The 25948-nt window shown below is 69.7% G+C and carries 23 protein-coding genes, 1 tRNA gene and 1 other RNA gene; 11 read left to right on the forward strand and 14 right to left on the reverse strand.

The genetic code is table 11. The features are described 5' to 3' along the window. Positions 1-19 precede the first annotated feature (19 nt). Positions 20-1702 (reverse strand): SulP family inorganic anion transporter, encoded by a 1683-nt coding sequence (locus tag ABD732_RS00160; RefSeq protein WP_344779357.1) that lies wholly within the window; start codon positions 1700-1702, stop codon positions 20-22. 205 nt (positions 1703-1907) lie between these two features. Here ABD732_RS00160 and ABD732_RS00165 point away from each other — a divergent pair, with 205 nt between their 5' ends. After that, a complete protein-coding gene (locus ABD732_RS00165; protein WP_344779359.1) occupies positions 1908-3371 on the forward strand; it encodes an MFS transporter in 1464 nt (487 codons plus the stop codon). 23 nt (positions 3372-3394) lie between these two features. Next, positions 3395-3988, forward strand: a complete 594-nt coding sequence (locus ABD732_RS00170; protein ID WP_344779361.1) for a nitroreductase family protein — start codon at positions 3395-3397, stop codon at positions 3986-3988. Between the two features lie 110 nt (positions 3989-4098). Here ABD732_RS00170 and ABD732_RS00175 read toward each other — a convergent pair whose 3' ends face one another. Further along, complete coding sequence (locus ABD732_RS00175; RefSeq protein ID WP_344779363.1) at positions 4099-4281, reverse strand: hypothetical protein; 183 nt, start codon at positions 4279-4281, stop codon at positions 4099-4101. Between the two features lie 315 nt (positions 4282-4596). Here ABD732_RS00175 and leuA point away from each other — a divergent pair, with 315 nt between their 5' ends. From leuA to acmB, 3 genes are read left to right on the forward strand one after another with little or no spacing between them, the layout of a single operon-like run. Next, positions 4597-6450, forward strand: a complete 1854-nt coding sequence (gene leuA, locus ABD732_RS00180; protein ID WP_344779365.1) for a 2-isopropylmalate synthase — start codon at positions 4597-4599, stop codon at positions 6448-6450. 54 nt (positions 6451-6504) lie between these two features. Then, positions 6505-7578: a helix-turn-helix transcriptional regulator gene (locus ABD732_RS00185; protein ID WP_344779367.1), complete on the forward strand. Its 1074-nt coding sequence runs from the start codon at positions 6505-6507 to the stop codon at positions 7576-7578. 53 nt (positions 7579-7631) lie between these two features. Beyond that, positions 7632-8819 carry a methyl acetate hydrolase AcmB gene (gene acmB / locus ABD732_RS00190; protein WP_344779369.1) on the forward strand — a complete coding sequence of 396 codons (1188 nt, stop codon included), beginning with the start codon at positions 7632-7634 and terminating at the stop codon, positions 8817-8819. A gap of 43 nt (positions 8820-8862) precedes the next feature. On the opposite strand, the gene ABD732_RS00195 is transcribed toward acmB, so the two are convergent. Together ABD732_RS00195 and ABD732_RS00200 are read right to left on the reverse strand one after the other, a co-directional pair. Next, entirely contained in the window at positions 8863-10761 is a 1899-nt protein-coding gene (locus ABD732_RS00195) for a BCCT family transporter (RefSeq protein ID WP_344779371.1), read from the reverse strand. Positions 10762-10910: 149 nt separating this feature from the next. Further along, on the reverse strand, positions 10911-11975 hold the full coding sequence (locus tag ABD732_RS00200; protein ID WP_344779373.1) for an alpha/beta hydrolase: 1065 nt from the start codon (positions 11973-11975) through the stop codon (positions 10911-10913). 79 nt (positions 11976-12054) lie between these two features. On the opposite strand from ABD732_RS00200, the gene ABD732_RS00205 reads away from it, so the two are divergent. From ABD732_RS00205 to ABD732_RS00215, 3 genes are read left to right on the forward strand one after another with little or no spacing between them, the layout of a single operon-like run. Continuing rightward, positions 12055-13332: a Mur ligase family protein gene (locus ABD732_RS00205; protein ID WP_344779375.1), complete on the forward strand. Its 1278-nt coding sequence runs from the start codon at positions 12055-12057 to the stop codon at positions 13330-13332. Beyond that, positions 13329-14042 carry a type 1 glutamine amidotransferase gene (locus ABD732_RS00210; protein WP_344779377.1) on the forward strand — a complete coding sequence of 238 codons (714 nt, stop codon included), beginning with the start codon at positions 13329-13331 and terminating at the stop codon, positions 14040-14042. The genes ABD732_RS00205 and ABD732_RS00210 overlap by 4 nt, the downstream gene beginning before the upstream one ends. A 27-nt stretch (positions 14043-14069) precedes the next feature. After that, on the forward strand, positions 14070-14654 hold the full coding sequence (locus tag ABD732_RS00215; protein WP_344779379.1) for a uridine kinase family protein: 585 nt from the start codon (positions 14070-14072) through the stop codon (positions 14652-14654). Here the strand turns inward: ABD732_RS00215 and recR are convergent. The 6 genes from recR to ABD732_RS00245 form a co-directional block, all read right to left on the reverse strand. Beyond that, a complete protein-coding gene (gene recR, locus ABD732_RS00220; RefSeq protein ID WP_344779381.1) occupies positions 14611-15222 on the reverse strand; it encodes a recombination mediator RecR in 612 nt (203 codons plus the stop codon). The two genes, ABD732_RS00215 and recR, sit on opposite strands and share 44 nt — an antisense overlap. A gap of 27 nt (positions 15223-15249) precedes the next feature. Next, positions 15250-15603, reverse strand: coding sequence for a YbaB/EbfC family nucleoid-associated protein (locus ABD732_RS00225; protein ID WP_344779383.1), 354 nt, complete (start codon positions 15601-15603; stop codon positions 15250-15252). A gap of 57 nt (positions 15604-15660) precedes the next feature. After that, positions 15661-16059 (reverse strand): YbaB/EbfC family nucleoid-associated protein, encoded by a 399-nt coding sequence (locus ABD732_RS00230; protein WP_344779385.1) that lies wholly within the window; start codon positions 16057-16059, stop codon positions 15661-15663. 23 nt (positions 16060-16082) lie between these two features. Beyond that, a complete protein-coding gene (locus ABD732_RS00235) occupies positions 16083-16415 on the reverse strand; it encodes a hypothetical protein (protein WP_344779387.1) in 333 nt (110 codons plus the stop codon). Between the two features lie 26 nt (positions 16416-16441). Then, positions 16442-17308 (reverse strand): pseudouridine synthase, encoded by an 867-nt coding sequence (locus ABD732_RS00240; protein WP_344779389.1) that lies wholly within the window; start codon positions 17306-17308, stop codon positions 16442-16444. Between the two features lie 62 nt (positions 17309-17370). Beyond that, positions 17371-17808, reverse strand: coding sequence for an SRPBCC family protein (locus ABD732_RS00245; RefSeq protein WP_344779391.1), 438 nt, complete (start codon positions 17806-17808; stop codon positions 17371-17373). Between the two features lie 86 nt (positions 17809-17894). On the opposite strand from ABD732_RS00245, the gene ABD732_RS00250 reads away from it, so the two are divergent. Together ABD732_RS00250 and ABD732_RS00255 are read left to right on the forward strand one after the other, a co-directional pair. Further along, on the forward strand, positions 17895-19313 hold the full coding sequence (locus ABD732_RS00250) for an FAD-binding oxidoreductase (RefSeq protein ID WP_344779393.1): 1419 nt from the start codon (positions 17895-17897) through the stop codon (positions 19311-19313). After that, positions 19310-20578, forward strand: coding sequence for a class I SAM-dependent methyltransferase (locus ABD732_RS00255; RefSeq protein ID WP_344779395.1), 1269 nt, complete (start codon positions 19310-19312; stop codon positions 20576-20578). The genes ABD732_RS00250 and ABD732_RS00255 overlap by 4 nt, the downstream gene beginning before the upstream one ends. A gap of 14 nt (positions 20579-20592) precedes the next feature. Here ABD732_RS00255 and ABD732_RS00260 read toward each other — a convergent pair whose 3' ends face one another. The 4 genes from ABD732_RS00260 to ffs form a co-directional block, all read right to left on the reverse strand. Then, the gene (locus ABD732_RS00260) at positions 20593-23040 is read right to left on the reverse strand and encodes a DNA polymerase III subunit gamma and tau (RefSeq protein WP_344779397.1); all 2448 of its coding nucleotides are present in this window, start codon (positions 23038-23040) and stop codon (positions 20593-20595) included. A 10-nt stretch (positions 23041-23050) separates the two neighbouring features. Beyond that, positions 23051-24358, reverse strand: a complete 1308-nt coding sequence (locus ABD732_RS00265) for a glycosyltransferase 87 family protein (protein WP_344779399.1) — start codon at positions 24356-24358, stop codon at positions 23051-23053. A gap of 13 nt (positions 24359-24371) precedes the next feature. Continuing rightward, positions 24372-25655: an aspartate aminotransferase type Ic gene (locus ABD732_RS00270; RefSeq protein WP_344779401.1), complete on the reverse strand. Its 1284-nt coding sequence runs from the start codon at positions 25653-25655 to the stop codon at positions 24372-24374. A 41-nt stretch (positions 25656-25696) separates the two neighbouring features. Next, an RNA gene (ffs, locus tag ABD732_RS00275) (signal recognition particle sRNA small type) lies at positions 25697-25791 on the reverse strand. 58 nt (positions 25792-25849) lie between these two features. Between ffs and ABD732_RS00280 the strand changes: the two genes are divergently transcribed. Further along, positions 25850-25938: transfer RNA gene (locus ABD732_RS00280), tRNA-Ser, on the forward strand. The last annotated feature ends 10 nt before the right edge of the window (positions 25939-25948 follow it).

A 25948-nucleotide genomic window follows, 5' to 3' on the forward strand; every position in this document is an offset into this window, starting at 1 on the left:
GGACGCGGTCCGGGCGAAGCTACGCCTCCAGGGCTTCGGTGATCGAATCGAAGATCTGGAGGTCACCGGAATCGTCGACGGCGGCGACGACGTCTCCGAACTGCGCCACGTCACGCGCGATGCGCAGATCGATCGCGCTGCGCGACAGCTCATCGCGCACTTCAAGCAGCATCTGCACCGCACTGACGTCGATGAACGGCGAACTCTCCGCGTCCAGAACCACCAGCCGGGTGTCGTCGTCGACCATCGCGACGAGATCCTCGCGTACCGCGTCCGAGTCGGCGAAGAAGATGCCCGCTTCCACGCGCACCACCAGTGCGCCGTCGACCACCTGCGCTTCCGGATAGTTGGCGACGTCGACCCAGCGTTCCCCCACCCTGCCGAGGCGCGCGACATGGGGTTTGGACACCCGGTAGAGCAGCACCGTCAGTGACGCGGCGATACCGATCAGCAGCCCGGGCAGGGTGTCGAACACGAGGACGCCGAACATGGCCGCCATCGCCGCGATGAAGTCGATGCGCGTGGCGTGGCCGTAGATCCGAGCCAGTCGCGACGTCCACACGCCGTACAGCCGGCGCAAGGACCCGAAGTCGACCAGTTCGATGACCGCGGCGATCACGACGGCGGCCAGTGTCGCCTCGGGAAGGCTTTCGAACAGCCCGGTGAGGAACAGGAGCGTGAGCACCGTCAGTGCGGCGACCACCAGGCCGCTGACCTGAGTTCTGGCTCCCGCGCCGCCGTTGACCGCCGTCTTCGACAAGCTGCCGTTCACCACCATCCCCGAGCACAGTCCCGCCCCGAGGTTGGCCGACCCCAGTCCGATCAACTCCCGGTTCGAATCGATCGGATACCCCTCCTTGGCGGCGTAGGTCTTCGCCGCCCCGAGTCCCTCGGCGAAGCCGATGATCACCACTCCGGCAGCGGGAACCACCAGGCTCAGGTAGTCGCTGAAGCCGACGCCGGCCGGCAGCCCGAGATCGGGCAGGCCCGGATCGATGTGCCCGACGATCTTCACCCCGTGCTCGTCCAGCCCCAGCACCCGAACAGCGAGAACCCCGGCGGCCACCGCCAGGAGCGCACCGGGGACCAGCGGCAACCAGCGCTTGAGGACGAGCACTCCCGCGAGCGTGAGCAGACCGACGACCATCGACGGCACGTTCGTATCGCCGAGATGACCGAGCACCGACCACGCCTGCGCGAAGAAGTCGCCGTCGCCCTTCTCGATCCCGAGGAGCTTGGGCACCTGACCGATGATGATCGTCAGGGCCAGTCCCACGATGAAGCCCTTGAGGACCGGCGCCGAGATGAACGAGGCGATGAACCCGAGGCGGGCCAGTCCGGCGAGGATTCCGACCAGACCGGTGACGATCGCCAGTGCCGCGGTCATCGCGACGTAGGCACCCGGGTTCCCGGCCACCGCGGGACCGACGATCGCCGCGGAGAGTGCCGCGGTCGCCGACATCGGGCCGACGATGAGGTGCCGGGAACTGCCGAACGCGGCGTACAGCAGCAGGGCCGGCACCGCCGCGTACAGACCCACGACCGCGGGCACCCCCGCGATCGAGGCGTAGGCGAGCGATTCGGGGATCAGCACCGCCCAGACGGTCAGACCGGCGATCAGGTCCGGGCGCAGGAAAGCGGGCCGGTACCCGCTCAGCGAACCGAACAGATGGCCCCGCAGCACCGACATGGCCGAACTCATCGGCTGCCGCCGATCAATGCTCTCACCGCACTTTTCACTCGACAGCCCTTCCACTCGACTGCCGCCACCGTAGGCTGCCGATCCCGGTCTGAAATCACACGTTTCGGGTGAGGGCGCCGGGTCGTCCGCATTCGCGCCCACGCACTATCGTGGTCGCAGCCCCGGCCCATCATTCGCCCGGGACCGATCAGGAGTACGCCCGTCCATGCACAGTGAGATCATCGGGCGCCGAGCGTGGGTGGGCCTGGGCGTCCTGACGCTCCCGGTGTTTCTGGTCGCGATGGACTTCTCGGTCCTTTATCTCGCGATGCCCACCATCTCGCACGCTTTGCTTCCGTCGCCGATGCAGCAACTCTGGATCCTCGACGTCTACGGCTTCCTGATCGCGGGCCTGCTGATCACCATGGGCAACCTGGGCGACCGGATCGGGCGCCGGCGCATTCTGCTGGGCGGCGCGGGCCTGTTCGGCGCGGCCTCGGTGGCCGCCGCCTTCGCCCCGTCCGCGGGCTTCCTCATCGCCGCCCGCGCCCTGATGGGCATCGGCGGCGCGACGCTGCTGCCGGCCACCCTGTCGCTGATCGCGAACATGTTTCCGGCCGCCGCCGACCGCGCGCGGGCGATCGGCATCTGGACCGCGGCCTTCGCCGGCGGGGCGGCCGTCGGCCCGGTGATCGGCGGGGTCCTGCTGCACCACTTCTGGTGGGGCGTGGTCTTCCTGATCAACGTACCGGTGGTCGCGGCGCTGTTCGTCCTGGCACCGTTCGTCCTCCCCGAGTTCCGGGTGCGGAGCACCCACCCGTTCGACCTGCTCGGGGTGGCGCTGTCGCTACTCGGTCTCCTTCCTCTGGTCTACGCGGTGAAGGACGTCGCAGCCACGGGCCTCTCGGCACCCGCCGTCGCCCTGGGATTGTTCGGAGCGGTGATGCTGGTCCTCTTCCTGCTCCACCAGCGGCGCGCACCGGCGCCGCTGGTGAATCTGCGGTTGTTCGCCAGCGCGACCTTCACCGCGTGCATCGCGATCGCCGGCGTCGGGATGATGGCGCAGGGCGGCATGGCCTACCTCACCAACATCTTCCTGCAGACGGTGCAGGGCTACGACGTCCTCGCCGCCGCTCTCGCCGGCCTGCCGCTCGCGCTGACCCTCGCGACCGCCTCGGTCGGCGCCGCCCGGGTGGCCCGGTGGATGGGAGTCCGCCGGGCGCTGACGCTGTCGCTGCTGCTGGCCGCGGTGGGCAACCTGGGGCTGCTGTCCCTCGGCGTGACCAGTCCGATCTGGATCTACCTGGTGCTGACGGCGATCGCCGGCGTGGGCTACGGCATCCAGTTCGCTCTGGTCAGCGACGTGGTGGTCGGTTCGGTGCCACCCGAACACTCCGGGGCGGCCTCGGGGATCTCCGAGACCAGCTTCGAACTCGGCACCGCCCTCGGCCTGGCCCTCTTCGGGTCGCTGGCGACCGCCGTCTTCTTCGCGAAGGGCGCCGGGCGCTTCACCGGCTCCCTCGGGGAGACGCTCGATGAGGCCGCGGAACTGGGCCGCTCGGGCGCGGACCTGGCCCTGGCCGCCAAGGAGGCCTTCGTGGCCGGAATGCACGCCGCGGCCCTGGCCGGTGGTCTGTGCCTGCTGATCCTCAGCGTCGTCGTCGCCTTCGTCATGCGGGACCGCCCGTGAGCGCCTCCCCTACCCTGGGGACCATGCAGCAGAGCACCGAGACCGCCGCCTGGGTCCACGAACTGATCGCCGGCCGCTGGAGCGCACGCGGCTTCGATGCCGCCGCCACCATCGACGACGCCGAACTGACGTCCATCCTCGAAGCCGCCCGCTGGGCGCCCACCTGGGGGCGGATCCAGCCGGTGCGGCTGGTGGTCGGCCGGCGCGGCGACTCCACCTTCGGGGCGCTCACCGCGAGCCTCAACCGCGGCAACGCGAGCTGGGCTCCGGCCGCGGCCGCCTACATCCTGGTGTGCACCACCGACGAACCGGAGGACGCGGCCAAGCACGACTACGGCGCCGTCGACGCGGGCCTGGCGCTGAGTCAGATGATCCTGCAGGCGGAGGCTCTCGGTTTCAACGGTCACCCGATGGCCGGGTTCAGCAAGGCCTCGGTGGTCGAGGCCTTCGAGATCCCCGAGGGGGTGCGGCCGATGGCGATCCTGGCCGTCGGCCGGCTGGCGGAGGATCCGTCCTCGCTGGCCGACGAGATCCGGGAACGGGATGCGTGGCCGCGCGAGCGTCTTCCGCTCGACCAGATCGCCTTCGCCGAACACTGGGGCACACCCTTCTCCTGAGCCGCCCTCCGCCAACGGCCGATTCAGATGCAGTCAGGACCCCGGGAATGCTTCTCCCGGGGTCCTGACCTCGCCGGCCGGATCGTTCCGGCGGGTGCGCTGCGGCTCGCTCAGCGGTGCCAGAGGATCGGCGCGCCGAAGATGTAGTTCACACCCTGGGCGAAGACGTCCCATGCCGGAAGCCACACGTCGTTGAACACGCCGGTCTGCGCGAAGGCGGTGCCCAGGTCACCGATGATCGGAATCTCGTGCCACGGAACGGAATCCAGACTGCCCATTTTGTTCGTCTCCATACTTGTCGAGTGAGGTTTGCTTCGACGCCCCATTGCGTCAGGCTTTGCTAACCTAACTTAGGGCAGCCTTTCTTCGCCAAACGTGAGAGGTTTGTCGCATTTCCCGCCTAAGTCTTGACCACGGTCCGGATGCACGCTCGTCCCGCTCCGAACATCGGAGTTTGGCGAGCCGGGAGGGCTGTCGTACTATGACGGACGTGCAGCGCGCTCTCCTTCTCGGTTGCCGCGGCGGGGTCTGATTCGACCGGCCCTCCGTCGCGGGCCTTGTGACGCGCCGGTCAAACCCTTCTTCTTTCTTCAGGAGCTTGACCAGTCATGGCAGCAGCAGACGCATTCGCTTCCGGCCCCAGCCGCATCGTCACCCCGAACGGCCCGATTCCGGCGCACCAGCCCTCGTACAACCCGCAGCGCAATTCGACGATGCCGGTCCACCGGTACCGCGACTTCGCCTCCGAGGTGGAGCAGATCTCCCTGCCGGACCGCACCTGGCCCGACAAGGTGGCCGACCGCGCTCCGCTGTGGTGCGCCGTGGACCTGCGCGACGGCAACCAGGCGCTGATCGACCCGATGAGCCCGGCCCGCAAGCGCCGGATGTTCGATCTGCTGGTCCGCATGGGCTACAAGGAGATCGAGGTCGGCTTCCCGTCGGCCAGCCAGACCGACTTCGACTTCGTCCGCGAGATCATCGAAGAGGGCGCGATCCCCGAGGACGTCACCATCCAGGTGCTGACCCAGGCCCGGCCCGAGCTGATCGAGCGGACCTACGAGGCGTGCGCCGGTGCGTCGAACGTGATCGTGCACTTCTACAACTCCACCTCGGTGCTGCAGCGCCGCGTGGTCTTCCGCGCCGACAAGGAGGCGATCACCAAGATCGCCACCGACGCGGCCACCCTGTGCCTGGAGAACGAGAAGCGCTACCCGGACACCAACTGGCGCTACGAGTACTCCCCCGAGTCGTACACCGGCACCGAACTGAGCTACGCCAAGGACGTGTGCGACGCGGTCTCCGCGGTGATCGCGCCGACCCCGGACAAACCGCTCATCATCAACCTGCCGGCGACGGTGGAGATGACCACGCCCAACGTCTACGCCGACTCGATCGAGTGGATGAGCCGCAACCTGGCCCGCCGCGACTCGATCATCCTGAGCCTGCACCCGCACAACGATCGCGGCGAGGGCGTCGCCGCCGCCGAACTGGGCTTCCTGGCCGGCGCCGACCGCATCGAGGGCTGTCTGTTCGGCAACGGCGAGCGCACCGGAAACGTCTGCCTGGTGACCCTGGGCATGAACCTGTTCTCCCGGGGCATCGACCCGCAGATCAACTTCTCCGACATCGACGAGATCCGCCGCACGGTGGAGTACTGCAACCAGCTGAACGTGCCCGAGCGGCACCCCTACGGCGGCGACCTGGTCTTCACCGCCTTCTCCGGCAGCCACCAGGACGCCATCAACAAGGGCCTGGACCAGATGAAGATCGACGCCGACGCCCAGGACGCCGACGTCGACGACATCGTCTGGCAGGTGCCGTACCTGCCGATCGACCCGAAGGACGTCGGCCGCAACTACGAGGCCGTGATCCGCGTCAACAGCCAGTCCGGCAAGGGCGGCGTCGCCTACATCATGAAGGCCGACCACGGCATGGAACTGCCGCGCCGCCTGCAGATCGAGTTCAGCCGCGACATCCAGAAGATCACCGACGGCGAGGGCGGCGAGGTGAGCCCCAAGGAGATGTGGGACGTCTTCGCGCAGGAGTACCTGGAGCCGGTCACCCCGCTCGAGCGCATGCGCCAGCGGGTCGACGCGTCCGAGGAGGACGACGGCCAGGACACGGTCACCGCGGTGGTGCGCGTCGACGACGTCGAGCGCGAGATCTCCGGCACCGGCAACGGTCCGCTCGCCGCCTTCGTCGACGCCCTGGGCACCGTCGGCTACGACGTCCGGATCCTGGACTACTACGAGCACGCGCTGACCGCCGGCGGCGACGCCAGCGCGGCCTGCTACGTGGAGACCGAGATCAACGGGGAAGCCGTGTGGGGCGTGGGCATCGCATCGTCCATCACCACCGCGAGTCTGCGGTCGGTGGTGTCGGCGGTCAACCGGGCACATCGCGTCGCCGGCGAGCACGAGGCCGAGGAAGCCGCCGAGGGCGCCCGCACCTGGGCGCCGTAGGGGAGTCTCCCCCTAACGAAGGACTGCGCGCGCTGCCGCGCCTAGGCTGAGTCCATGCCGACGGACTTGGACCCCCGGCCCCGCAGTGCGCGCAGCCCGTCCATCGAGACCGACTGGGACGCGATCAGATCGTGGACCGACGACAAGTACATGCAGTTCGACGTCCGGCCCGTCGGGCGCGGCCTGACCCCCAGCTCGTCGATGTACTCGGTGCCCATCGGCGACATCACGATGACGCACTTCAATTACGGCATCCACGTCGACCTGGATTCCTTCGACAACACCTCGGGGAACATCCTGGTCCTCACCACGCTCACCGGGTGGACTCGGCACCGCACGGACCGCGTGCGCGAGGCCGAGCTGACCGTCGGCGAGACGTTCGTGGTGGACTGCGATCACACCGCGTACCGTCTCGGGGCCGGTCCCGATCATCTGCAGCTCAACCTGACCGTCCCGCACCGGCTGCTGGCCGACCTGGCGTTGCGCTGGTACGGGCAGGTGCCCGACACCCGGTTGTGGACGCATGCGAGCGTCGTCGGTGGACCGGACAGCCCCTGGTCGTCGTTGCTCGCCTACGCCGCGCGCACTGCGTCGGTGGCGCCGCAGGAGGTCGCCACCGGCCGGATCGGCCTGCATCTGCAGGAGATGCTGGCCGCGCAGCTTCTGGCCGACTGGTCGGCGAGGGCGGGCATCGAGCTCGGCGGTGCCACCGCGGTGCCCGCGCCCGGCTACGTCCGCACGGCGGTGCAGTTCATCGATCAGCACGCCCGCGACCTGCCGACCGTCACCGAGGTCGCGGCCGCGGCCGGGATCGGCGTGCGCGCCCTGAGCGGCGCCTTCGGGAAGTACCTCGGGACCTCGCCGCGCGGCTATCTGGTCGAGCAACGACTGCAGGGCGTCTACCGCGAACTGTCCACCGGCGCGCCGTCGGTCGCCTCGGTCGCCCGCGCTTGGGGGTATGTGAACATGGGTGCCTTCGCCGCCTCCTATCGGCGCCGTTTCGGCGAGAATCCGTCACAGACGCTGCAGCGCAACGCCGGCAATCGGATGCCGATCACCGACATCGCCTGCCGACCGCGGACGTCGCATCCGGATGTCCCGGGCGAGGATTCGTCACACGCCCAATGACCGCGGGCACCCGTTCACTTTTCTCAGCGGTCCCCGACGACGGAGGTCTTCCCATGTCCCCGATGAACACCCGACTCGACGACATCCTGCAGCGTGCCGTCACCGACGACGATCCGGCGGCCCGCGTCCCCGGCGTCGTGGCGGCCGTGACCCGCGCCGACGGCACCCTGTACGAGGGCGCGGCCGGAGTCCGGTCCACCGACGGCGACACCGCCATGACCACCGATTCGGTGTTCTGCATGTTCTCCACCACCAAGGCGATCACTGGCACCGCGGTCCTGCAGTGTGTGGAGGAGGGGCTGCTCGACCTCGACGCCCCGGCCGCCGAGTACGTCCCCGAGATCGCCGAACTCCAGGTGATCGAGGGCTTCGCCGACGACGGCACGCAGCTCCTGCGGCCGCCGGCCACACCGATCACCACCCGGATGCTGCTGTTGCACACGGCCGGGCTCGGCTACATGTTCTTCTCAGACGTGTACTCGCGGATCCTCGCCGACACCGGACAGCCCGACATCGTCGGGGCGACGAAGGCGGCGCTGACCACCCCGCTGCTGTTCGATCCGGGGACCCGCTGGAACTACGGCACCAACATGGACTGGGCCGGGCTGGTGGTGGAATCGGTGCGTGGCCGCCGGCTCGGCGAGGTGATGGCCGAACGCATCTTCGCGCCCCTCGGGATGACCGATTCCGCTTTCACGATGACGCCCTCGATGACGGCCCGGCTCACCGCGGTGCACAAGCGGTCGGCGCACGAGGGCACCCTGACCCCCACTGGCATGGTTCTTCCCCAGGACCCGGAGATCCACATGGGCGGGCACGGTCTCTATTCGACGATGCCGGACTACACCAAGTTCCTGCGCATGTGGCTGCGTGACGGGGAAGGCGATCACGGCAGGGTGCTGAACCCGGAGACCGTCGCCGCGGCATCGGTCAACGGCCTGGGCGACCTGAAGGTCGGCATGCTCAAGACCTCGGCACCCTCGCTGTCGAACGACGCCGAGTTCTTCCCCGGGCAGAGCAAGTCGTGGGCGTACTCGTTCATGGTCAACGACGAACAGGCCCCCACCGGACGCAGCGCCGGCTCGCTGGCGTGGGCGGGCCTGGCGAACCTCTACTACTGGATCGACCGGACGCGCGACGTCGCGGGGATCTGGGGCACCCAGATCCTGCCCTTCGCCGACCCGGGATCAGTGGGCGGCTACCTGGACTTCGAGACCGCCGTCTACCAGAACCTCGACTGACCGCACGCCGACCGACCTGTGGCCGGCGTGCGGTCGGCCCAGATCAGCTGTCGTCGTCGCGATGCCTGCGGAACGGGACCCCGCCCTTGGTGCGGGCAAGCCGGTAGTCGATGCGGTTGTCGACGTAGGTGCTCACTCGCGGATCGTCGGGCAGGCTCTCGATCACGCCTTCGGTGATGTAACCGGCGGCGCGATCGAGCCTGCTGCGGCGGGCGTCGAGTTGACCCTTGAGATAGTCGTATCTCAGCCCGCGCACCACGGCGACACACATCAGGAGCAGCACCACCGAAAACGGCAGCGCCGTGGCTATCGCCGCCGATTGCAGTGCCGCCAGACCGCCTGCCACCAGCAGGGAGATCGCCACCGCCCCCTCGACCACCGACCACAGCACGCGGGACCAGGTCGGCGGATTCGGGTGTCCGCCGGAGGCCAGCATGTCGACCACCAGCGACCCCGAGTCCGAGGAGGTGATGAAGAACAGGGCGATCACGATCATCGCCAGCACCGACGTGATCTGGCCGAGCGGTAGATCCTGCAGCACGTGGAACAGGGTGGCCGGCGCGTCGATGCTCTCGGCGCCGTCCTCCACCAGGTCGCCCGCACCGAAGAGCTGGCGGAACAGCCCGGCGCCGCCCATCACGGCGAACCAGACGAAGCCGACCACGGTGGGGGCCAGCAGCACGCCGGCGATGAACTGGCGCACGGTGCGTCCGCGCGAGATGCGGGCGATGAAGACGCCGACGAAGGGCGCCCACGAGATCCACCAGCCCCAGTAGAAGATGGTCCACGACTTGAACCACGCCTGTCCCTCATCGGTGTTGTAGGCACCGACGTCGAAGCTCATCTGCAGCACGTTGCCGAAGTAGAAGCCGAGCGATTCCACCAGATTGCGGAAGATGAACAGGGTCGGCCCCAACAGCAGCACCGTCGCGAGCAGGATCCCCGCCAGCGACAGATTGATGTTCGACAGCCACTTGATGCCGGCGCCGATCCCCGTGATCACCGACATCGTCGCGATGAACGTGATCACCGTGATCAGCGTGATGAGCAAGGCGGTCGAGGTCGGGTCTTCAACCAGGCCGATCGCGTCCAGGCCCGCGGCGATCTGCTGCACGCCCAGCCCCAGCGAGGTGGCGACACCGAAGACGGTGCCCAGGATGGCGAGGATGTCGATCACGTCGCCGGCCCAGCCCTTGACCCGATCGCCCAGCAGCGGCTCGAGCGCCCACCGAATGGACACCGGGCGGCCCCGGCGGTGCACGGCGTAGGCGAGCGCCAGCCCGATCACCGCGTAGATCGCCCACGGGTGCAGGCCCCAGTGCACGAAGGTCTGCGCCATGGAGAGTCCGGCGTTCTCCGTCACGTCCTGACCCCAACCCGGTTTCGGGTCCACGGTCGCGTAGCTCAGTGGTTCGGCCACGCCGTAGAAGACCAGGCCGATGCCCATGCCCGCGGCGAACAGCATGCTGAACCAGGAGAGCGTCGAGTACTCGGGTTTCTCGCCGTCGCGGCCGAGCGTGATGGTGCCGAGTCGCGACGCACCCAGAATGATCGCGAAGACCACGAAGCCGGCGACCAGGAGCACGTAGTACCAGCCGAGCTCTTCCACGATCCAGTTCTGGATGCTCGCGAAGACCCGGTCGGTCCCGTCCGGGGCGATCACAGCGACCGTCACGACGGCGAGCACCAGGATCAGCGCCGGCCAGAACACTCCGGGCGAGACGCCCGCCCAGCCGATCCGCACACCCTGGCGGCGCAGCTTGGCGGTGATCTCCTCGTCCGAGTCCTCATCCTCGATGTGATGATCGGCGGGTACGCCGTTCAGCGAAGGATTGTCGTCGAGGTCGGGAACCGGGTGTTCGGACGTGGTCGGCTCGGATTCGGCCGCAGCGGAATCGCCCGGATCCATCGGTTGCTCGTCGGTGTTCGGTGTGGTCGTCATCAGGTCGTCTTCACGTTCTCGTCAGCATCCTCTTCAGTTACGTAGCCCTTACACCATGGTCAACTGTTGCGGGGTTAGCAAAACACCCCGGAGACGAACACCGTCTTCGTGAAGGAATCGTTATCGCACGCGGGTCTGCTCAGGGCCGGTCACGACCCGAGCGCGTCGATCACCGCGGCGCCCATCCGGGCGATGTATTCGCGGGCGGCCGGCGAGATCAGCCCCATGTTCACAAAGCCGTGGATCATCGATCCGGCCCGCTCCAAAGTGACCGGCACCCCGGCGGCGCGCATGGCCTCGGCGTAGGCGATGCCCTCGTCGCGCAGCGGGTCGAAACCGGCGACGACGACGAAGGCCGGCGGCAGTCCGGTCAGATCGTCGGCCAGCAGCGGCGAGACCCGCGGATCGGCGGCTTCGGCCCGGTCCGACAGGTAGTGCTCGGTGAAGTAGTCGATGTCGGCGGCGGTGAGGAAGTAGCCCGCACTGAACTCGCGGCGCGACGGACTGTCGCCGTCCATGTCGGTGACCGGATAGATCAGCAGCTGCAGCTTCGGCACCACCGGCTCCCCGCGCGTCTGCTGGGCGACGACGGCGGCCAGGCAGCCGCCGGCGGAGTCGCCGGAGACGACGATCTGCGCCGGGTCGATCCCCCAGCCCGGGGCCTGGTCCACGGCGAATCGCCAGGCGGCCAGTGCGTCGTCGACGGCGGCCGGGAACTTGGCCTCCGGGGCGAGGCGGTAGTCGACCGACAACACGTCGGCGCCGGACGCCAGGGCGAGGGACCGGACCGCCGAGTCGTGGCTGCCGCGGCTACCGACCACGTATCCGCCGCCGTGGAAGAACAGGATGAGGCCGCGCGCCTCGCCGGTCTCCACGCGGTAGCGGGTGGCGCCGATCGGGCCGCCGGGGCCGTCGAACACCAGATCTTCTTCGATCGCGAACGCGGGGAAGGTCTCGGCCATCGAGGCGGCGGTGGCGTCGAGTTGCTTCCGCGCACCCGCCGGCGGCCGGGAGCTCATCGCCATGCCGGGTACCTTCGCGGTGGCGGTGGACACCAGGGCCATTTCCGGGGCGAGGTGCTCGCCGTCGGAGTTCACCTTGGTGAAGCGGGTGACCAGCCCCAGCACCGGGGCCGGGAGCAGCCCGGCGGCCTGGAACAGGCCGCGCTGGGCGCGATCGAATGCGGACAGTCGGACAGCTGTTGCACGGCTCACAGTGCCCGACCGTATCACCGCTCACACGGGCCGGAGCAGCGGAGCGACCGCCCTGGGCCCCTGTGACAGACTTTCTCTCATGCGCCTGCCATTACGCACCCGGGCCGCTCTCGCGGCGGCCGCCTCCGCGCGCTGGGCCTCGCGCGCCGCCGGCCGCGGCAAAGGCTCGATGATCGGCGGCCTGGTCGCCGCCAAGATCGACCCGAACATCATGTCCCGCCTGGCGGCCGGCCGGAAGACGGTCCTGATCACCGGTACCAACGGCAAGTCGACCACCACCCGGATGACCGCTGCGGCCCTCACCTCGCTCGGCGAGGTGGCCACCCAGGCCGACGGCGCCAACATGGACGCCGGCATCATCGCGACCCTCTCCCTGGCCCGCCGCGCACCGCTGGCCGTCCTCGAAGTGGACGAGCTGCACGTCCCGCACGTCAGCGACGCGACCGACCCGAACGTGCTGGTGCTGCTGAACCTGTCCCGGGACCAACTCGACCGCGTCGGCGAGATCAACGCCATCGAACGCCGGCTCCGCGAGGGCATCGCGCGCCACCGGGACACCGTCATCGTCGCCAACTGCGACGATGTGCTGGTCACCTCGGCCGCCTACGACGCGCCGGAGGTGATCTGGGTGGCCGCCGGCGCCGGCTGGGTCGGCGACTCGGTCAGCTGTCCCCGCACCGGTGAGCCGATCGTGCGCAGCGGCGACGACTGGGAGTCCACCGGCGACCCCGGCTTCCGCCGGCCACGCCCGCAGTGGTGGTTCGACGACGAGAACGTCTACGGTCCCGACGGTTTCCAGGCGCCGATGACGCTGTCGGTTCCCGGCCGCGCCAATCGGGGCAATGCCACGCAGGCGGTGGCCGCCGCCGTCGCGATGGGCGCCGACCCCGCGGCCGCCGCGGCCGCTGTCGGCACCGTCGGCGAGGTGGCCGGCCGGTACGGCTCCACCCAGCTGGGCGAGCACCGTATCCGCACACTGCTCGCCAAGAATCCGGCGGGTTGGCAGGAGGCGCTGGCGATGATCGACACCGACGCCGACTCGCTGGTGATCGCCGTGAACGGGCAGGTGCCCGACGGCGAGGACCTGTCGTGGCTGTGGGACGTGCGCTTCGAGGCCTTCGAGACCATGAAGGTGATCGCCGCCGGCGAGCGCGCCGCCGACCTGAGCGTCCGGCTGCTGTACGCCGGGGCCGAGCACACCACCACTGCCGATCCGATGGCGGCGATCGCCGCCTGCCCGGCCGGCCGGGTTGAGGTGCTGGCCAACTACACCGCGTTCCGTGACCTCGGGACCGCGATGGAACGCGCCGGGGCCACCCCGATCCCGGCGGACGACTCGGCGGGAGGCGCCCGATGAGCGAATCGACCCTGCGGATCGGCCTGGTGCTGCCCGATGTGATGGGCACCTACGGCGACGGCGGCAACGCCCTGGTGCTGCGTCAGCGCGCCCGCATGCGCGGTCTGGACGCCCAGATCGTGGAGATCACCCTCGACGACGCGGTCCCGGACTCCCTCGACGTCTACACGCTCGGCGGCGCCGAGGACTTCGCACAGCGCCTGGCCACCCGGCACCTGACCAAGCATCCGGGCATGCAGCGCGCCGCGGCCGCCGGACGCCCGATCCTGGCCATCTGCGCCGCGATCCAGGTGCTCGGCCACTGGTATCAGACCGCCGCCGGGGAGAAGGTGGACGGTGTCGGACTGTTCGACTGCACCACCTCCCCGATGGCCGAGCGCGCCATCGGCGAACTGGTGACGCAGCCGCTGCTCGACGGCCTCACCCAGCCGCTGTCCGGTTTCGAGAACCATCGCGGCGCCACGTCGCTGGGCTCCGAGGCCCGCCCGCTCGGCAAGGTCCGGCACGGCACCGGCAACGGGTCACGTGACCGGGTCGAAGGCGTGGTGCAGGGCAGCGTCGTCGGCACGTACATGCACGGTCCGCTGCTGGCCCGGAACCCGGAGCTGGCCGACTACCTGCTGGCGCAGGCCACCGGCACGGCACTGGCCCCCCTGGATCTCCCCGAGGTCGACCGACTCCGCCGCGAGCGCCTCGCCGCCGCCCGCTGACGCCGCTTCCGCGCTAGCGTGGGCGGTATGTCGAAGGTGTTCACCGCCGCCGCGCACCGGATCGCCGACGACCGCGCGTTGCAGAGCGGGATCATCGCGGTCGACGGGCCCTCCGGCGCCGGGAAGAGCACCTTCGCCGACTCTCTGGTGTCCCGACTGACCGAACTCGGCCGCCACTGCCTGCTGATCCGCACCGACGACTACGCCACCTGGGACGAGCCCGCCTCCTGGTGGCCCGAACTCGAGCGCCACGTGCTGGCTCCGTACCGCCGCAGCCACGATGTGTCGTACCGGCCGCGGGTCTGGGTGGACGGGGTGCCGCATCCCGGGCCGGAGCGTCGCTTGCCCTGGGCGCCGCTGCTGATCCTGGAGGGCGTGACGTCCGCGCGACGGGCCATCGCGAGCCGACTCGATCGTGCGCTCTGGATCGAAGGGCCCGACCCGGTCGAACGGCTGGCGCGCTCCGTCGCCCGCGACGGTGAGGACCAGCGCGACCACCTCGCCGCCTGGCAGCGGTTCGAGGACGGCTGGTTCGCCGTCGACGACACCCGCTCCCGCTGCGAGATCCTCAAGCCAGGATGCGACGTCCCGACAGCGCCCGGCCGAGGGTGAGCTCGTCGGCGAACTCCAGGTCGCTGCCCATCGGCAGACCGGACGCCAGCCGCGTCAGCGACAGGCCCGGGAAGTCGGCCAGCATGCGCAGCAGATAGGTGGCCGTCGCCTCGCCCTCGGTGTTGGGGTCGGTCGCGATGATCACCTCGGTGACGTCGACGCCGTCGGCCTGATTGGCCAGTCGCTGCAGCAGTTCGCGGATCCGGAGCTGGTCGGGCCCGATCCCCGACAGCGGATCGAGCGCGCCGCCGAGCACGTGGTAGCGGCCGTCGAACTCGCGGGTCCGCTCGATGGCGTAGATGTCCCTGGGCTCTTCCACGACGCAGATCTTGGTCGCGTCGCGCCGCGCGTCGCTGCAGATCCGGCACAGCCGGTCGGCGGCGACGTTGCCGCACTCGGCGCAGAAGTTCACGTTGTCGCGCACCTCGCCGAGCGCGCTGACCAGCCGGTCGATCTCCGCCTTGTCCCCGGCGAGCAGAGCGAAGGCGATGCGCTGGGCACCCTTCGGGCCCAGCCCGGGCAGTTTCGCCAGCTGGTCGATCAGTACCTGGATCGGCCCCTCGTACATCAGGCCCTCTCTGAAGCTTCGGCGTGGTCAGCCGAGGCCGGGCATGCCGCCGGCGAGCGGTCCCAGCTTCTCGGCGGAAAGAGTGTCGCGGTGCTGCGCGAGATCGGCCAGCGCACCCACCAGCAGGTCCTGCAGCGTCTCGACGTCCTGCGGATCGACCACCTCCGGCGAGATGGTCACCGCGTTGATCTCGCCGGTGCCGTTGCCGGTCACGGTGACCAGCCCGTTGCCGGCGCTGCCGGTCACGACGGTGGCCGCGATCTCCTGCTGTGCGGCCAGCAGGCGAGACTGCATCTCCTGTGCCTGCGCCAGCAGACCGGCCATGGGGTTCTCGTCGCCACTACCGTCGAACAGGGCGTTGGGGTCGAATGCGTCAGTCACGAACTCCAGCGTAGCCGCTGCTCGGACCGTGCGAGGCGCCCGACATGCGCCGCCGGGTCAGCTGAGGTCGATCAGGCCGTCGGCGGTGAGCGGCGGACCGCCGGCGGGCAGGCCGGGGCCGGACTCGTCCGGGGCCTCCGACAACGGCTGCACCATCCGCGCGACGAGCGCCTCGCGCGACTTCGCCAGATCGGCGAGGGCGTCCAGGACGAGACCCTCGAGGGCGGGAAGGTCGTCCCGGTCGACGTCCGGGGAGATGCTGACCGCGGTGACCTCGCCGATGCCGTTCCCGGCGACGGTGACCACCCCGCCTCCGGCGGAACCGGTCACCTGCGCGGCCGCGATCTGCCGCTGCACCTCGATCAGCTGCTCCTGGATCTGCTGGGCCCGATCGGGGGATCCGCCGGCCGCCGAACCGTCGCCGAACCCGGGCACCGCACCGAATGCATCGTTCATGGCGACCAGGCTAGCGACTGCGGTCAGCTCAAGAGCCGGTCCACGTGTGCCGCGAGCTCATCGAGGGTCTGGTCGGCGACCGGCCGCACCTCGAAAGTGAGCACGTCGTCGGCGAACAGCGCGGTCGCGCGCCGATTCAGGGCGAATTCGAAGCGGTCGTCGCCGACGCGCCGCCACTGCAGCACTCCGCCGTAGACCGGGGCGCTCATGCCGGTGGTGACGCAGTGCTCGTCGGCCCGCGGCCCGCCGGGCAGGTCGCGCTGGAGCTGGAAGCAGGATTCGGATTCGGGATCGAGGAAGACGACGGCCTCGCAGCCCAGGTCCGGATGGTGCTCGTAGGAACCGATGATCGCCATGCCCCCAGGGTATTCGGCCCGGGTTCTCAGCTCCGGCGGGACGTGAAGCGGCGCGGCCGTCCGGTGAACGGGTCGTCGAACTCCAGGCTCGCCGCGACCAGGCGCAGCGGGCTGGAGTAGTCGCCGCGGTCGGGCGCCGCCGCCAGGTCCGGATCCACCTCCGGGTACAGCGGATCGCCGACGATGGGCACTCCGAGCGCAGCCATGTGCAGCCGCAACTGGTGGGTGCGGCCGGTGAGCGGAACCAGGCGGTAGACGCCCAGTCCGTCGTCCCGGACCGATTCCAGGGTGATGTCGCTGATGGCATTGGGTTCGCCGGGCACGACGCGGGCCCGCAGGTCGCCGGCCGTCTTCTCGATCCGGTCGGTCACCCGCACCGTGGTGCGCAGCGCCTCGTCGGCCGGGGCGAGCGCGCGGTACTCCTTGCGGACCGACCGGTCGGCGAACAGCCCCTGGTACGCCGACCGCACCCCGGGGGCGGCGGTGAACAGGAGCACGCCGGCGGTGAGCCGGTCGAGCCGGTGCGCCGGGGCGAGGTGATCGTTGCCGAGTTCACGGCGCAGGCGCACCAGTGCCGTCTCCCGCACGTGGCGTCCGCGCGGCATGGTGGCGAGGAAGTGCGGCTTGTCCACCACCACCAGGTCGGCGTCGCGGTGCAGGATCGGCAGATCGAACGGGACCGCCGGCTCGTCGGGCAGCCCGCGGTAGACGTAGACCGGGATCGGGCGCAGCACCGGCGCCTCCAGGTCCACCGGGCGTCCGTCGACGTCGACCACGTCGCCGTCGAGCCATTGGGCCTGTAACTGCGCGGTGGTGACCCCGGCGAGGACCGGCGCGGCCAACAGTGCATCGTGCACCGTCAGACCGGCGTCCACCCCGGGGCGCAACACCACCCGGGTCGCATCGACGCCGCCGCGCGGGGGCAGCGGCTTGATGCGACGACGCCCTCGGCGGCTCAGCTTTCCAGCCGCGCCTTGAGGTTGCCCAGCAGCTCGGCCTGGATGCGGCTCAGGCCCTTCGGGGCGAAGGTCTTCTCGAAGAAGCCGCCGATCCCGCCGGCGCCCTGCCAGCTGGTGGTCACCTCCACCCGGCTGCCCGCACCGGCGCCGGTGACGCGGTAGACGGTCACCATCGTCGAATTGCGGTCCTTCTCGGTGACCGAGTCGCCGGTGACGGTGATGTCGGCCAGGACGTCCCGCGAGCGCTTCTCGGTGGCCTGCAGGATCCAGTGCACCACGGTGCCGGAGCCCGTCCCGCCCTCGTCCACGCGGTAGTCGCGGTAGTTCGCCGGCAGGATGGCCGGGCGCACGTCGCGGTAGTCGGACACGGCGGCCAGCACCTGCTCGGGGGCGGCGGCGATGTCGATGGAAGAGGTGGCGGAAACCTGACCCACGGCGGGGCACTCCTTGTGTCGCTGGGATACGTCCCGGGATTCGGGGCTCCCTCCACCGTACCGAGCGACCGCGCTACGGTTAGAACGTGGCTTCTGAGCGCCTGGAATACGGCACTGCAGCATTCCAGAACGGGATAGACCGCCTTCTGGCCAGTTACCGCGCGATCCCGGAGGGCGCGAAGGTTCGGCTGGCCAAGAAGACCTCGAACCTGTTCCGCAAGCGCGCCGACAATCCGGCGCCCGGACTGGACGTGTCCGGACTGGATCGCGTGATCTCGGTGGACGCGGTCAACCGCACCGCGCAGGTCGCCGGGATGTGCACCTACGAGGACCTGGTCGCGACCACCCTGCAGTACGGGCTGGTCCCGCTGGTGGTGCCGCAGCTCAAGACCATCACCCTGGGCGGGGCGGTGACCGGTCTGGGCATCGAGAGCACGTCGTTCCGCAACGGCCTCCCCCACGAATCCGTCCGCGAGATGCAGATCCTCACCGGCACAGGCGATCTGGTGATCGCCCGCCCCGACAACGAGAACGCGGACCTGTACTTCGCCTTCCCGAACTCGTACGGCACGCTCGGCTACTCGGTGCGGCTGGAGATCGATCTGGAGCCGGTGCCGCCGTTCGTCGAACTGCGGCACGTGCGTTTCACGTCGATCGAAGACCTGCAGGCCGCGATGATCGACATCGTCGAGCAGCGCGAGTACCGCGGCGAGCGGGTCGACTACCTCGACGGCGTCGTCTTCTCCCGCGACGAGTGCTACCTGGTACTCGGGCGGCAGACCGACGAGCCCGGTCCGGTGAGCGACTACACCGGCATGGACGTCTTCTACCGGTCCATCCAGCACGAGCCGTCGGCGGAACCCAAGCGCGACCGGCTCACCATCGCCGACTATCTCTGGCGCTGGGACACCGACTGGTTCTGGTGTTCCCGGGCGTTCGGCGCGCAGAACCCCAAGATCCGCCGGTTCTGGCCCAAGAAGTATCTGCGCTCGAGCTTCTACTGGAAGCTGATCGGCTACGACCAGCGCTGGGACATCGGCGACCGGTTGAACGCCCGCAAGGGCGAGCCGCCCGGCGAGCGCGTGGTGCAGGACATCGAGGTGCCCATCGAGCGCACTGCAGACTTCATCAACTGGTTCCTCGACGAGATCCCGATCGAACCGATCTGGCTGTGCCCGCTGCAACTGGTGGAGCCCGGCCCGGCCGGCGCCGACGCGGATCAGCCGTGGCCGCTGTATCCGCTCAAGCGCGGTCACGCGTACACCAACATCGGCTTCTGGTCGGCCGTCCCGGAGACGCCGGGCGAGCCGGGCCACGCCAACCGCCGGATCGAGCGCAAGGTCAGCGAGCTCGACGGCCACAAATCCCTGTACTCCGAGTCGTTCTACCCGGAGGACGAGTTCGATGAGCTGTACGGCTCCGCGGCCTATCGCGCGGTCAAGGATTCCTACGATCCACGGACCCGGCTGCTGAGCCTCTACGAGAAAGCGGTGAAGCGCGCATGAACCTCGCGGAGATCTTCGAGGCGCTCCTGGGACGGGAGCTGAACATCCGATTCACGGCGTACGACGGGAGCAGTGCCGGCCCGGAGGACGCCGAGTTCGGCCTGGACCTGAAGACGCCGCGCGGCACCACGTACCTGGTGACCGCGCCCGGCGACCTGGGCCTGGCCCGCGCCTACGTCTCCGGCGACCTCGAACTGGTCGGTGCCCATCCCGGCGACCCCTACGGTGCGCTGCGCGCCCTGGCCGACGACCTCCAGTTCACCAAGCCGAGCCCGCTGACGCTCGCCAACGTCGCCAAGGCGATCGGTATCGAGCACTTCAAGCCGATCGCCCCGCCGCCGCAGGAGGCGCTGCCCCGCTGGCGCCGGTTCACCGAGGGGCTGCGACACAGCCGCGCTCGGGACGCCGAGGTGATCCAGTACCACTACGACGTCTCCAACGCCTTCTACGAGTTGGTGCTGGGACCGTCGATGACCTACACCTGCGCCGTGTACCCGGACCGGGATGCCTCGCTCGAGGAAGCCCAGGAGAACAAGTACCGCTTGATCTTCGAGAAGCTGGCCCTCAAGCCCGGCGACCGGCTTCTGGACATCGGTTGCGGCTGGGGCGGCATGGTCCGCTACGCGGCGCAGCGCGGCGTGCACGCTCTCGGGGTCACGCTGTCGGCCGAGCAGGCCGCGTGGGGACAGCAGGCCATCGTCGACGAGGGGCTCGGCGAGTTCGCCGAGATCCGACACAGCGACTACCGCGACGTCCCCGAGTCCGGTTTCGACGCGGTCAGTTCGATCGGTCTCACCGAGCACATCGGGCTGGCCAACTACCCGTCGTACTTCGGCTTCATCGACGAGAAGCTGCGCCCCGGTGGTCTGCTCCTGAATCACTGCATCACGCGCCCGGACAACCGGACCCGCAGCAAGGCCGGCCCGTTCATCGACCGGTACGTCTTCCCGGACGGCGAGCTCACCGGCTCGGGCACCATCATCTCCAAGCTGCAGGACGTTCCCGGGCTGGAGGTGGTGCACGAGGAGAACTTCCGCGAGCACTACTCCATGACGCTGCGGGACTGGAACAAGTACCTGGTGGACAACTGGGAGGCCGCCGTCGCCGAGGTCGGCGAGGGCACGGCGCGGCTGTGGGGGCTGTACATGGCCGGCTGCCGGATCGGCTTCGACCGCAACGTGATCGAACTGCACCACGTGCTGGCCGTCAAGCTCGACGACAAGCGTCTCCCGAACGTTCCCCTCCGCCCGTGGTGGACTCCGTAGCGCTGTAGGCCGGTTCAGCGTTCTTCGTCGACGGGGCGGGCGCCCAGTTCGGACTTGAGCAGTTCCAGGGCCACCTGGTCGGGGTCGAGGCGCGCATCGGGGGTGCCCTGGTGCACGTTGGCGACCATCTCGTCGCGCTCGGCGTCGGTCAGCTCCTCGTCCGGTACCGGTTCGGCCGGCCAGGGCTCCTCGGGCTCGGGCGGCGGTTCCGGCGGGGGCGGTCCGACATCGTCCGGGGGACGACGATCGGCGGCAGGTCCCGGCCGGCTCGGCCGGGTGAAGGTCTGCCGCGGCTGCTGCGGCGGCCGGTTCTGCCGGTTCGCCGCGGCCGCCGGTGCGGGACCGCTCTGCGCGTGCACCACCTGCACCTGCCACTGACCGCCGAAGATCTCAGTGAAGATCTCCCCGAACATCTGCAGGCGTGCGGGTTCGGACAACCGACCCACCAGCGGCGGATTGTTGTGGCCCAGCACCACCGAGCCGTCGCCCACCGCCTGCACGGTGGCGGCGGAGAGCATCGGCTCGAGCACCTTGCCCGCCGGACGACTCCGGATGGCCGCACGGATGTCGGGCCACCGCGCCGAAACCGACTCCACCGTCAGCGCTGCGGCGGCGGGCTCGGGTGCGGCAGGTTCGGCAGGCGCCGGTTCTGCTGGCGCTGGTTCAGCTGCGACCGGTTCGGGTGCCGCCGGTTCGGCTGCCATCGGCTCGGGTGCCGCCGGTTCGGGCGCCCGCTGGGCGGCCGGTGCGGGCCGTGGCGGGACGACGCCTTCCGGGGGAACCTCGTGCGGTTCGTACGGCTCGTCGGGCGGCGGCGGGATGTCCGCATACGGGTCGGACGGGTGCGGCTCTTGTGGCGCCTCGGCGACGGGCGGCGCGGCGGAGACCGGCGGTTCGGGACGGCGCGGAGTCTGCGGCACCACCGGCTCGGGCACCACCGGTTCGGACGCCACTGGCTCCGGCGGACTCTCCTGCACTGCAACGGGTTCCGGCTCAGCCGCAACCGGCTCGGGCGTCGCCGCAGCCGGTTCCGGCTGCGGCACCGGCGGTTCCGCCTGGACCGGCGGTTCGGGCTGCGCGGCCTCGACGGGACTCGCCGGCTCTGCGGCCTCCGGCTCGACTGGGGCCGGAACGACGGGTTCCGGTGCGGGTGGCATCGAGTCGACCGCGGGAGCGGCCGGTGGCGTCTCGTCGTGAGCACGCCGTTGCGACGGGCGGACGAAGCGCGACGGCGGTTCATCGGCGGCCGGCGCGGCCGGAGTGGACTCGGCCGCGGGAGCAGCAGGTGCGGCGGAGCCGGAGGCCACCGCGCCGGGCCGTCGTTCCAGGGCGTCCAGGCGCTGCAGGAGGGCGGCGTCGTCGGCGCTGGCCGCGGGCAGCAGCAGTCGCGCGCACATCACCTCCAGCAGCAGTCGCGGTGATGTGGTGCCGCGCATCTCGCCGAGCGCGGCGTGCGCGACCTCGGCGTAGCGGGTGAGCGTGGCCAGTCCCAGGTAGTCGATCACCGAACGCATGCGCGTCACCTGATCGGCCGGGGCCTCCACCAGTCCGCGTTCGGCGGCATCGGGAACGGCTTGCAGCAGCAGCAGGTCGCGGAAGCGGTCCAGGAGGTCGATCGCGAACCGCCGCGGATCGTGCCCGGCGTCCACCACGCGTTCCACCACACCGAACAGCGCGGCGCCGTCGCCGGCGGCGAGTGCGTCGACTGCACCGTCGATCAGCGCGGCGTCGGTCACGCCCAGCAGGCTCAGGGCCCGGTCGTAGGTGACGCCTTCGGGTCCGGCACCGGCCAGCAGTTGGTCCAGGATCGACAGCGAGTCGCGGGGCGAACCGCCGCCCGCCCGGATCACCAGCGGGAAGACCTCGGAGGCCACCGTGACGCCTTCGCGCCCACAGATGTTCTCCAGCAAACCGCGCATCACCGGCGGCGCCAGCAGCCGGAACGGATAGTGGTGGGTGCGCGAGCGGATGGTGGTGAGCACCTTCTCCGGCTCGGTGGTGGCGAAGATGAAGATGAGGTGCTCCGGCGGCTCCTCCACGATCTTCAGCAGGGCGTTGAAGCCGGCCGAGGACACCATGTGCGCCTCGTCGATGATGAACACCCGGTACCGGGACTCGGCCGGCGCGTAGAAGGCGCGGTCGCGCAGCTCGCGGGTGTCGTCCACGCCGCCGTGGCTGGCGGCGTCCAGTTCCACCACGTCGAGGTTGCCGGGGCCGCCGGGCGCGAGCGCCACGCACGACGAGCATTCACCGCACGGCGCCGATGTCGGGCCCTGCACGCAATTCAGCGAACGGGCCAGGATGCGCGCCGACGACGTCTTGCCGCACCCGCGGGGCCCGGAGAACAGATAGGCGTGGTTGATCCGTCCGCTGTCCAGCGCCCGGCTCAACGGGTCGGTGACGTGCTCCTGCCCGACGACCTCGGCGAACGTCGCGGGTCGGTAGGTGCGATAGAGAGCCACGCCGATCACCCTACCGGCGGGCTGTGACAGCGTCTGCGGGCGGCGTCGATCGGCCGACGCCCAGGCCGTAGACGACGATCACCGCCACCGACACCACCACCAGGATCACGTTGTAGGGCTGGACCGTGAAGAACCGGTACCAGTGGCCGATGCCCTTGAAGAACATGCCGGTCAGGTACGCCTCGTCGACCGCCTGGTTGACGTACCAGATCGGATAGGCCAGGTGGTGTCGCCAGGCGACCGCGAACGCGAAGCCGCCGAGCAGCGCCGCTGCGGTCAGGCCCCGGCCGAGGACCGACGGCAGGGTCGTCACCAGGTGGATCGCCACCACGGCCAGCGGCAGCAGCCACACCCAGTGGTGGCCCCACGCGACCGGGGAGACGGCGCAGGAGGTCATGCCGACCAGCGTCAGGGCCAGCAGGTCGGCGCCGTTCCGGTGCGCGAGGACCGCCGCGCCCAGCCCGAGGAGCGTCACCACGGCGGCCAGCCCCAGCCAGGCGAGCGTGCTCGGATGGTCGGTGTGCCCCAGGTTGGCGAGGGCACCGCGGATGGACTGATTGCCTGCGGTCTGCGGCGAAGCCACCCGGTCGGAGTCGAACAGCGTCCCGGTCCAGTAGTCCCACGACGCTCGCGGCATCATCGCGAACCCGACTGCGACGGTCGCGGCGAAGGTGCCCACCACGGCTGCTGCGGCGCGCCACTGCCGGATCGCCACCAGGTAGACCGCGAACAGCAGCGGCGTCAGCTTGATCCCGGCGGCCAAGCCGGCGCCGGCCCCGCGCAGCCGCGACTGCGGGCCGCGCAGCAGGTCCCACAGGATCAGCAGCATCAGGAAGACGTTGATCTGGCCGAACCAGATCGTCGTGCGGATCGGTTCCAGCAGCGTCGAGATCACCATCAGGAAGACGGCGATCAGGTGCAGCCGCCACGTCAGCTGGTGGCCGAGACTGCGGAAGCTCAGCACGATCACGCCGTAGACGGCGGCCAGGACCCCGATGCTCCACAGGATGTGCGCCACCCCCGCGGACATCAGCGCGAACGGGATCAGGAACGGGATGGAGATCGGCGCGTAGGTGAAGTCCATCTGGCCGAGCAGTTTGACCCGGTAGAGGTCGTGCCCGTCGAGGACCGCCTGTGCGCCCGCCCGGTAGACGTCGAGGTCGAATTGGTAGTCGAACAGACCCCAATGCGGCTGCGTGAGCGGGATGATGGCGTGCTGCGCCCACACGGCGAGCGCGCCCAGGACACCGAACGCGATGAGCCACGGTGTGGAACGTTCGATCCCGCCCCCGGCGCCCTCGCCGACCGGCACCTTCATCTCCGGCGGCCGATCAGTCGCGATCGAGCAGCTTCTCCGTCGCGGCCAGAAGTGCGCAGGTGGCGACTCCGTCCATCGCCGTGGCGAGCTCGTCGATCGGAGGGAAGGTCGGCGCGAGCCGGATGTTCTGGTCGTCGGGGTCGTTCTTGTAGGGGAAGGTGGCGCCGGCCGCGGTCAGCGCGATGCCGGCTTCCTTGGCCAGTTCGACGGTGCGTGCTGCGGTGCCGTCGATCACGTTGAGGCTGATGAAGTAGCCGCCCTCGGGCTGGGTCCAGTTGGCGATCTTGGACGCGGCCAGCCGGTCTTCGAGGATGTCGAGCACCAGCTTGAACTTGGGGGCCAGCAGCTCGCGGTGGCGCGCCATGTGCACCCGAACGCCGTCGGCGTCACGGAAGAACTGCAGGTGACGGAGCTGGTTCAGCTTGTCCGGCCCGATCGTGGCGATGGAGGCCTGCTTGCAGTACCAGTCCAGGTTCTCCTGGGACGAGCCCAGGAAGGCGACGCCGGCGCCGGCGAAGGTGATCTTGCTGGTGGAACCGAGGACGTAGACGCGGTTGGGGTTTCCGGCCTCGGCGGCGAGGTCGAGGATCGGCAGCGGCTCCGGCGCGGTCTCGATCAGCGTGTGCACCGCGTAGGCGTTGTCCCAGTAGATGCGGAAGTCCGGCGCGGCGGCAGGCATGGCGACCAGCTCGCGCGCCACCTGCTCGCTCACTGTGTAACCGGTCGGGTTGGAGTAGGTGGGGACCACCCACATGCCCTTGACGGCCGGGTCGGTGGCGACCAGCTCGGCGCAGCGGGCGACGTCGGGGCCGTCCGGGTTCATCGGGACGTTGATCATCTCGATGCCGTACTTCTCGGCGATGGCGAAGTGGCGGTCGTAGCCGGGCACCGGACAGAGGAACTTGATGGGGCCGTCGTGCTGTGCCCACGGACGTTCGGAGTCGGGGGTGCCGCGCAGAAGAGCGAAGACGGTGAGGTCGTGCATGATCTGCAGGCTCGCGTTGTTCTGCGCGATGATCCGGTCGGGGCCGGTGCCCAGCAGTTCCCCGAAGATCGCGCGGATCCCGGGAAGGCCCTTGATGCCTCCGTAGTTGCGGCAGTCCGTGCCGTCGGAGCTGAGGTAGTGCCCGGGACCGGGGAGCGACAACAGCGGCTCGGACAGGTCGAGTTGGTCGGGCGCCGGCTTGCCTCGTGTCAGATCGAGCTTGAGACCGGCGGCGCAGAGCGCGTCATACCGCTTCCGGAGATCCGCCTGGGTCTGAAGAAGCTGGTCAGCGCTCATCGAGTGAAAGTTCAACGGGGAACCTCTCAGAAACCCATGGCGACGATCATTACAAAGTAAGAGGACCCCGCGCACCCGAGAGAGCCCGTTGACCCTTGCTGCCTTCCGGCCCTGGGGGAGTTCACAGGATGCACGCCGCGCGGGATCCGGAGTCCAGTGTAGCGGGTCCGTTTTGTGGACGTGGAGCCCCACCCGCTACCATCATCGCTGGAGGATTCGCCTAGTGGCCTATGGCGCTCGCCTGGAACGCGGGTTGGGTTAATAGCCCTCAGGGGTTCGAATCCCCTATCCTCCGCCATGGCTGTGGC

It is taken from the genome of Gordonia caeni (genome assembly GCF_039537105.1).
Taxonomy (GTDB): domain Bacteria; phylum Actinomycetota; class Actinomycetes; order Mycobacteriales; family Mycobacteriaceae; genus Gordonia; species Gordonia caeni.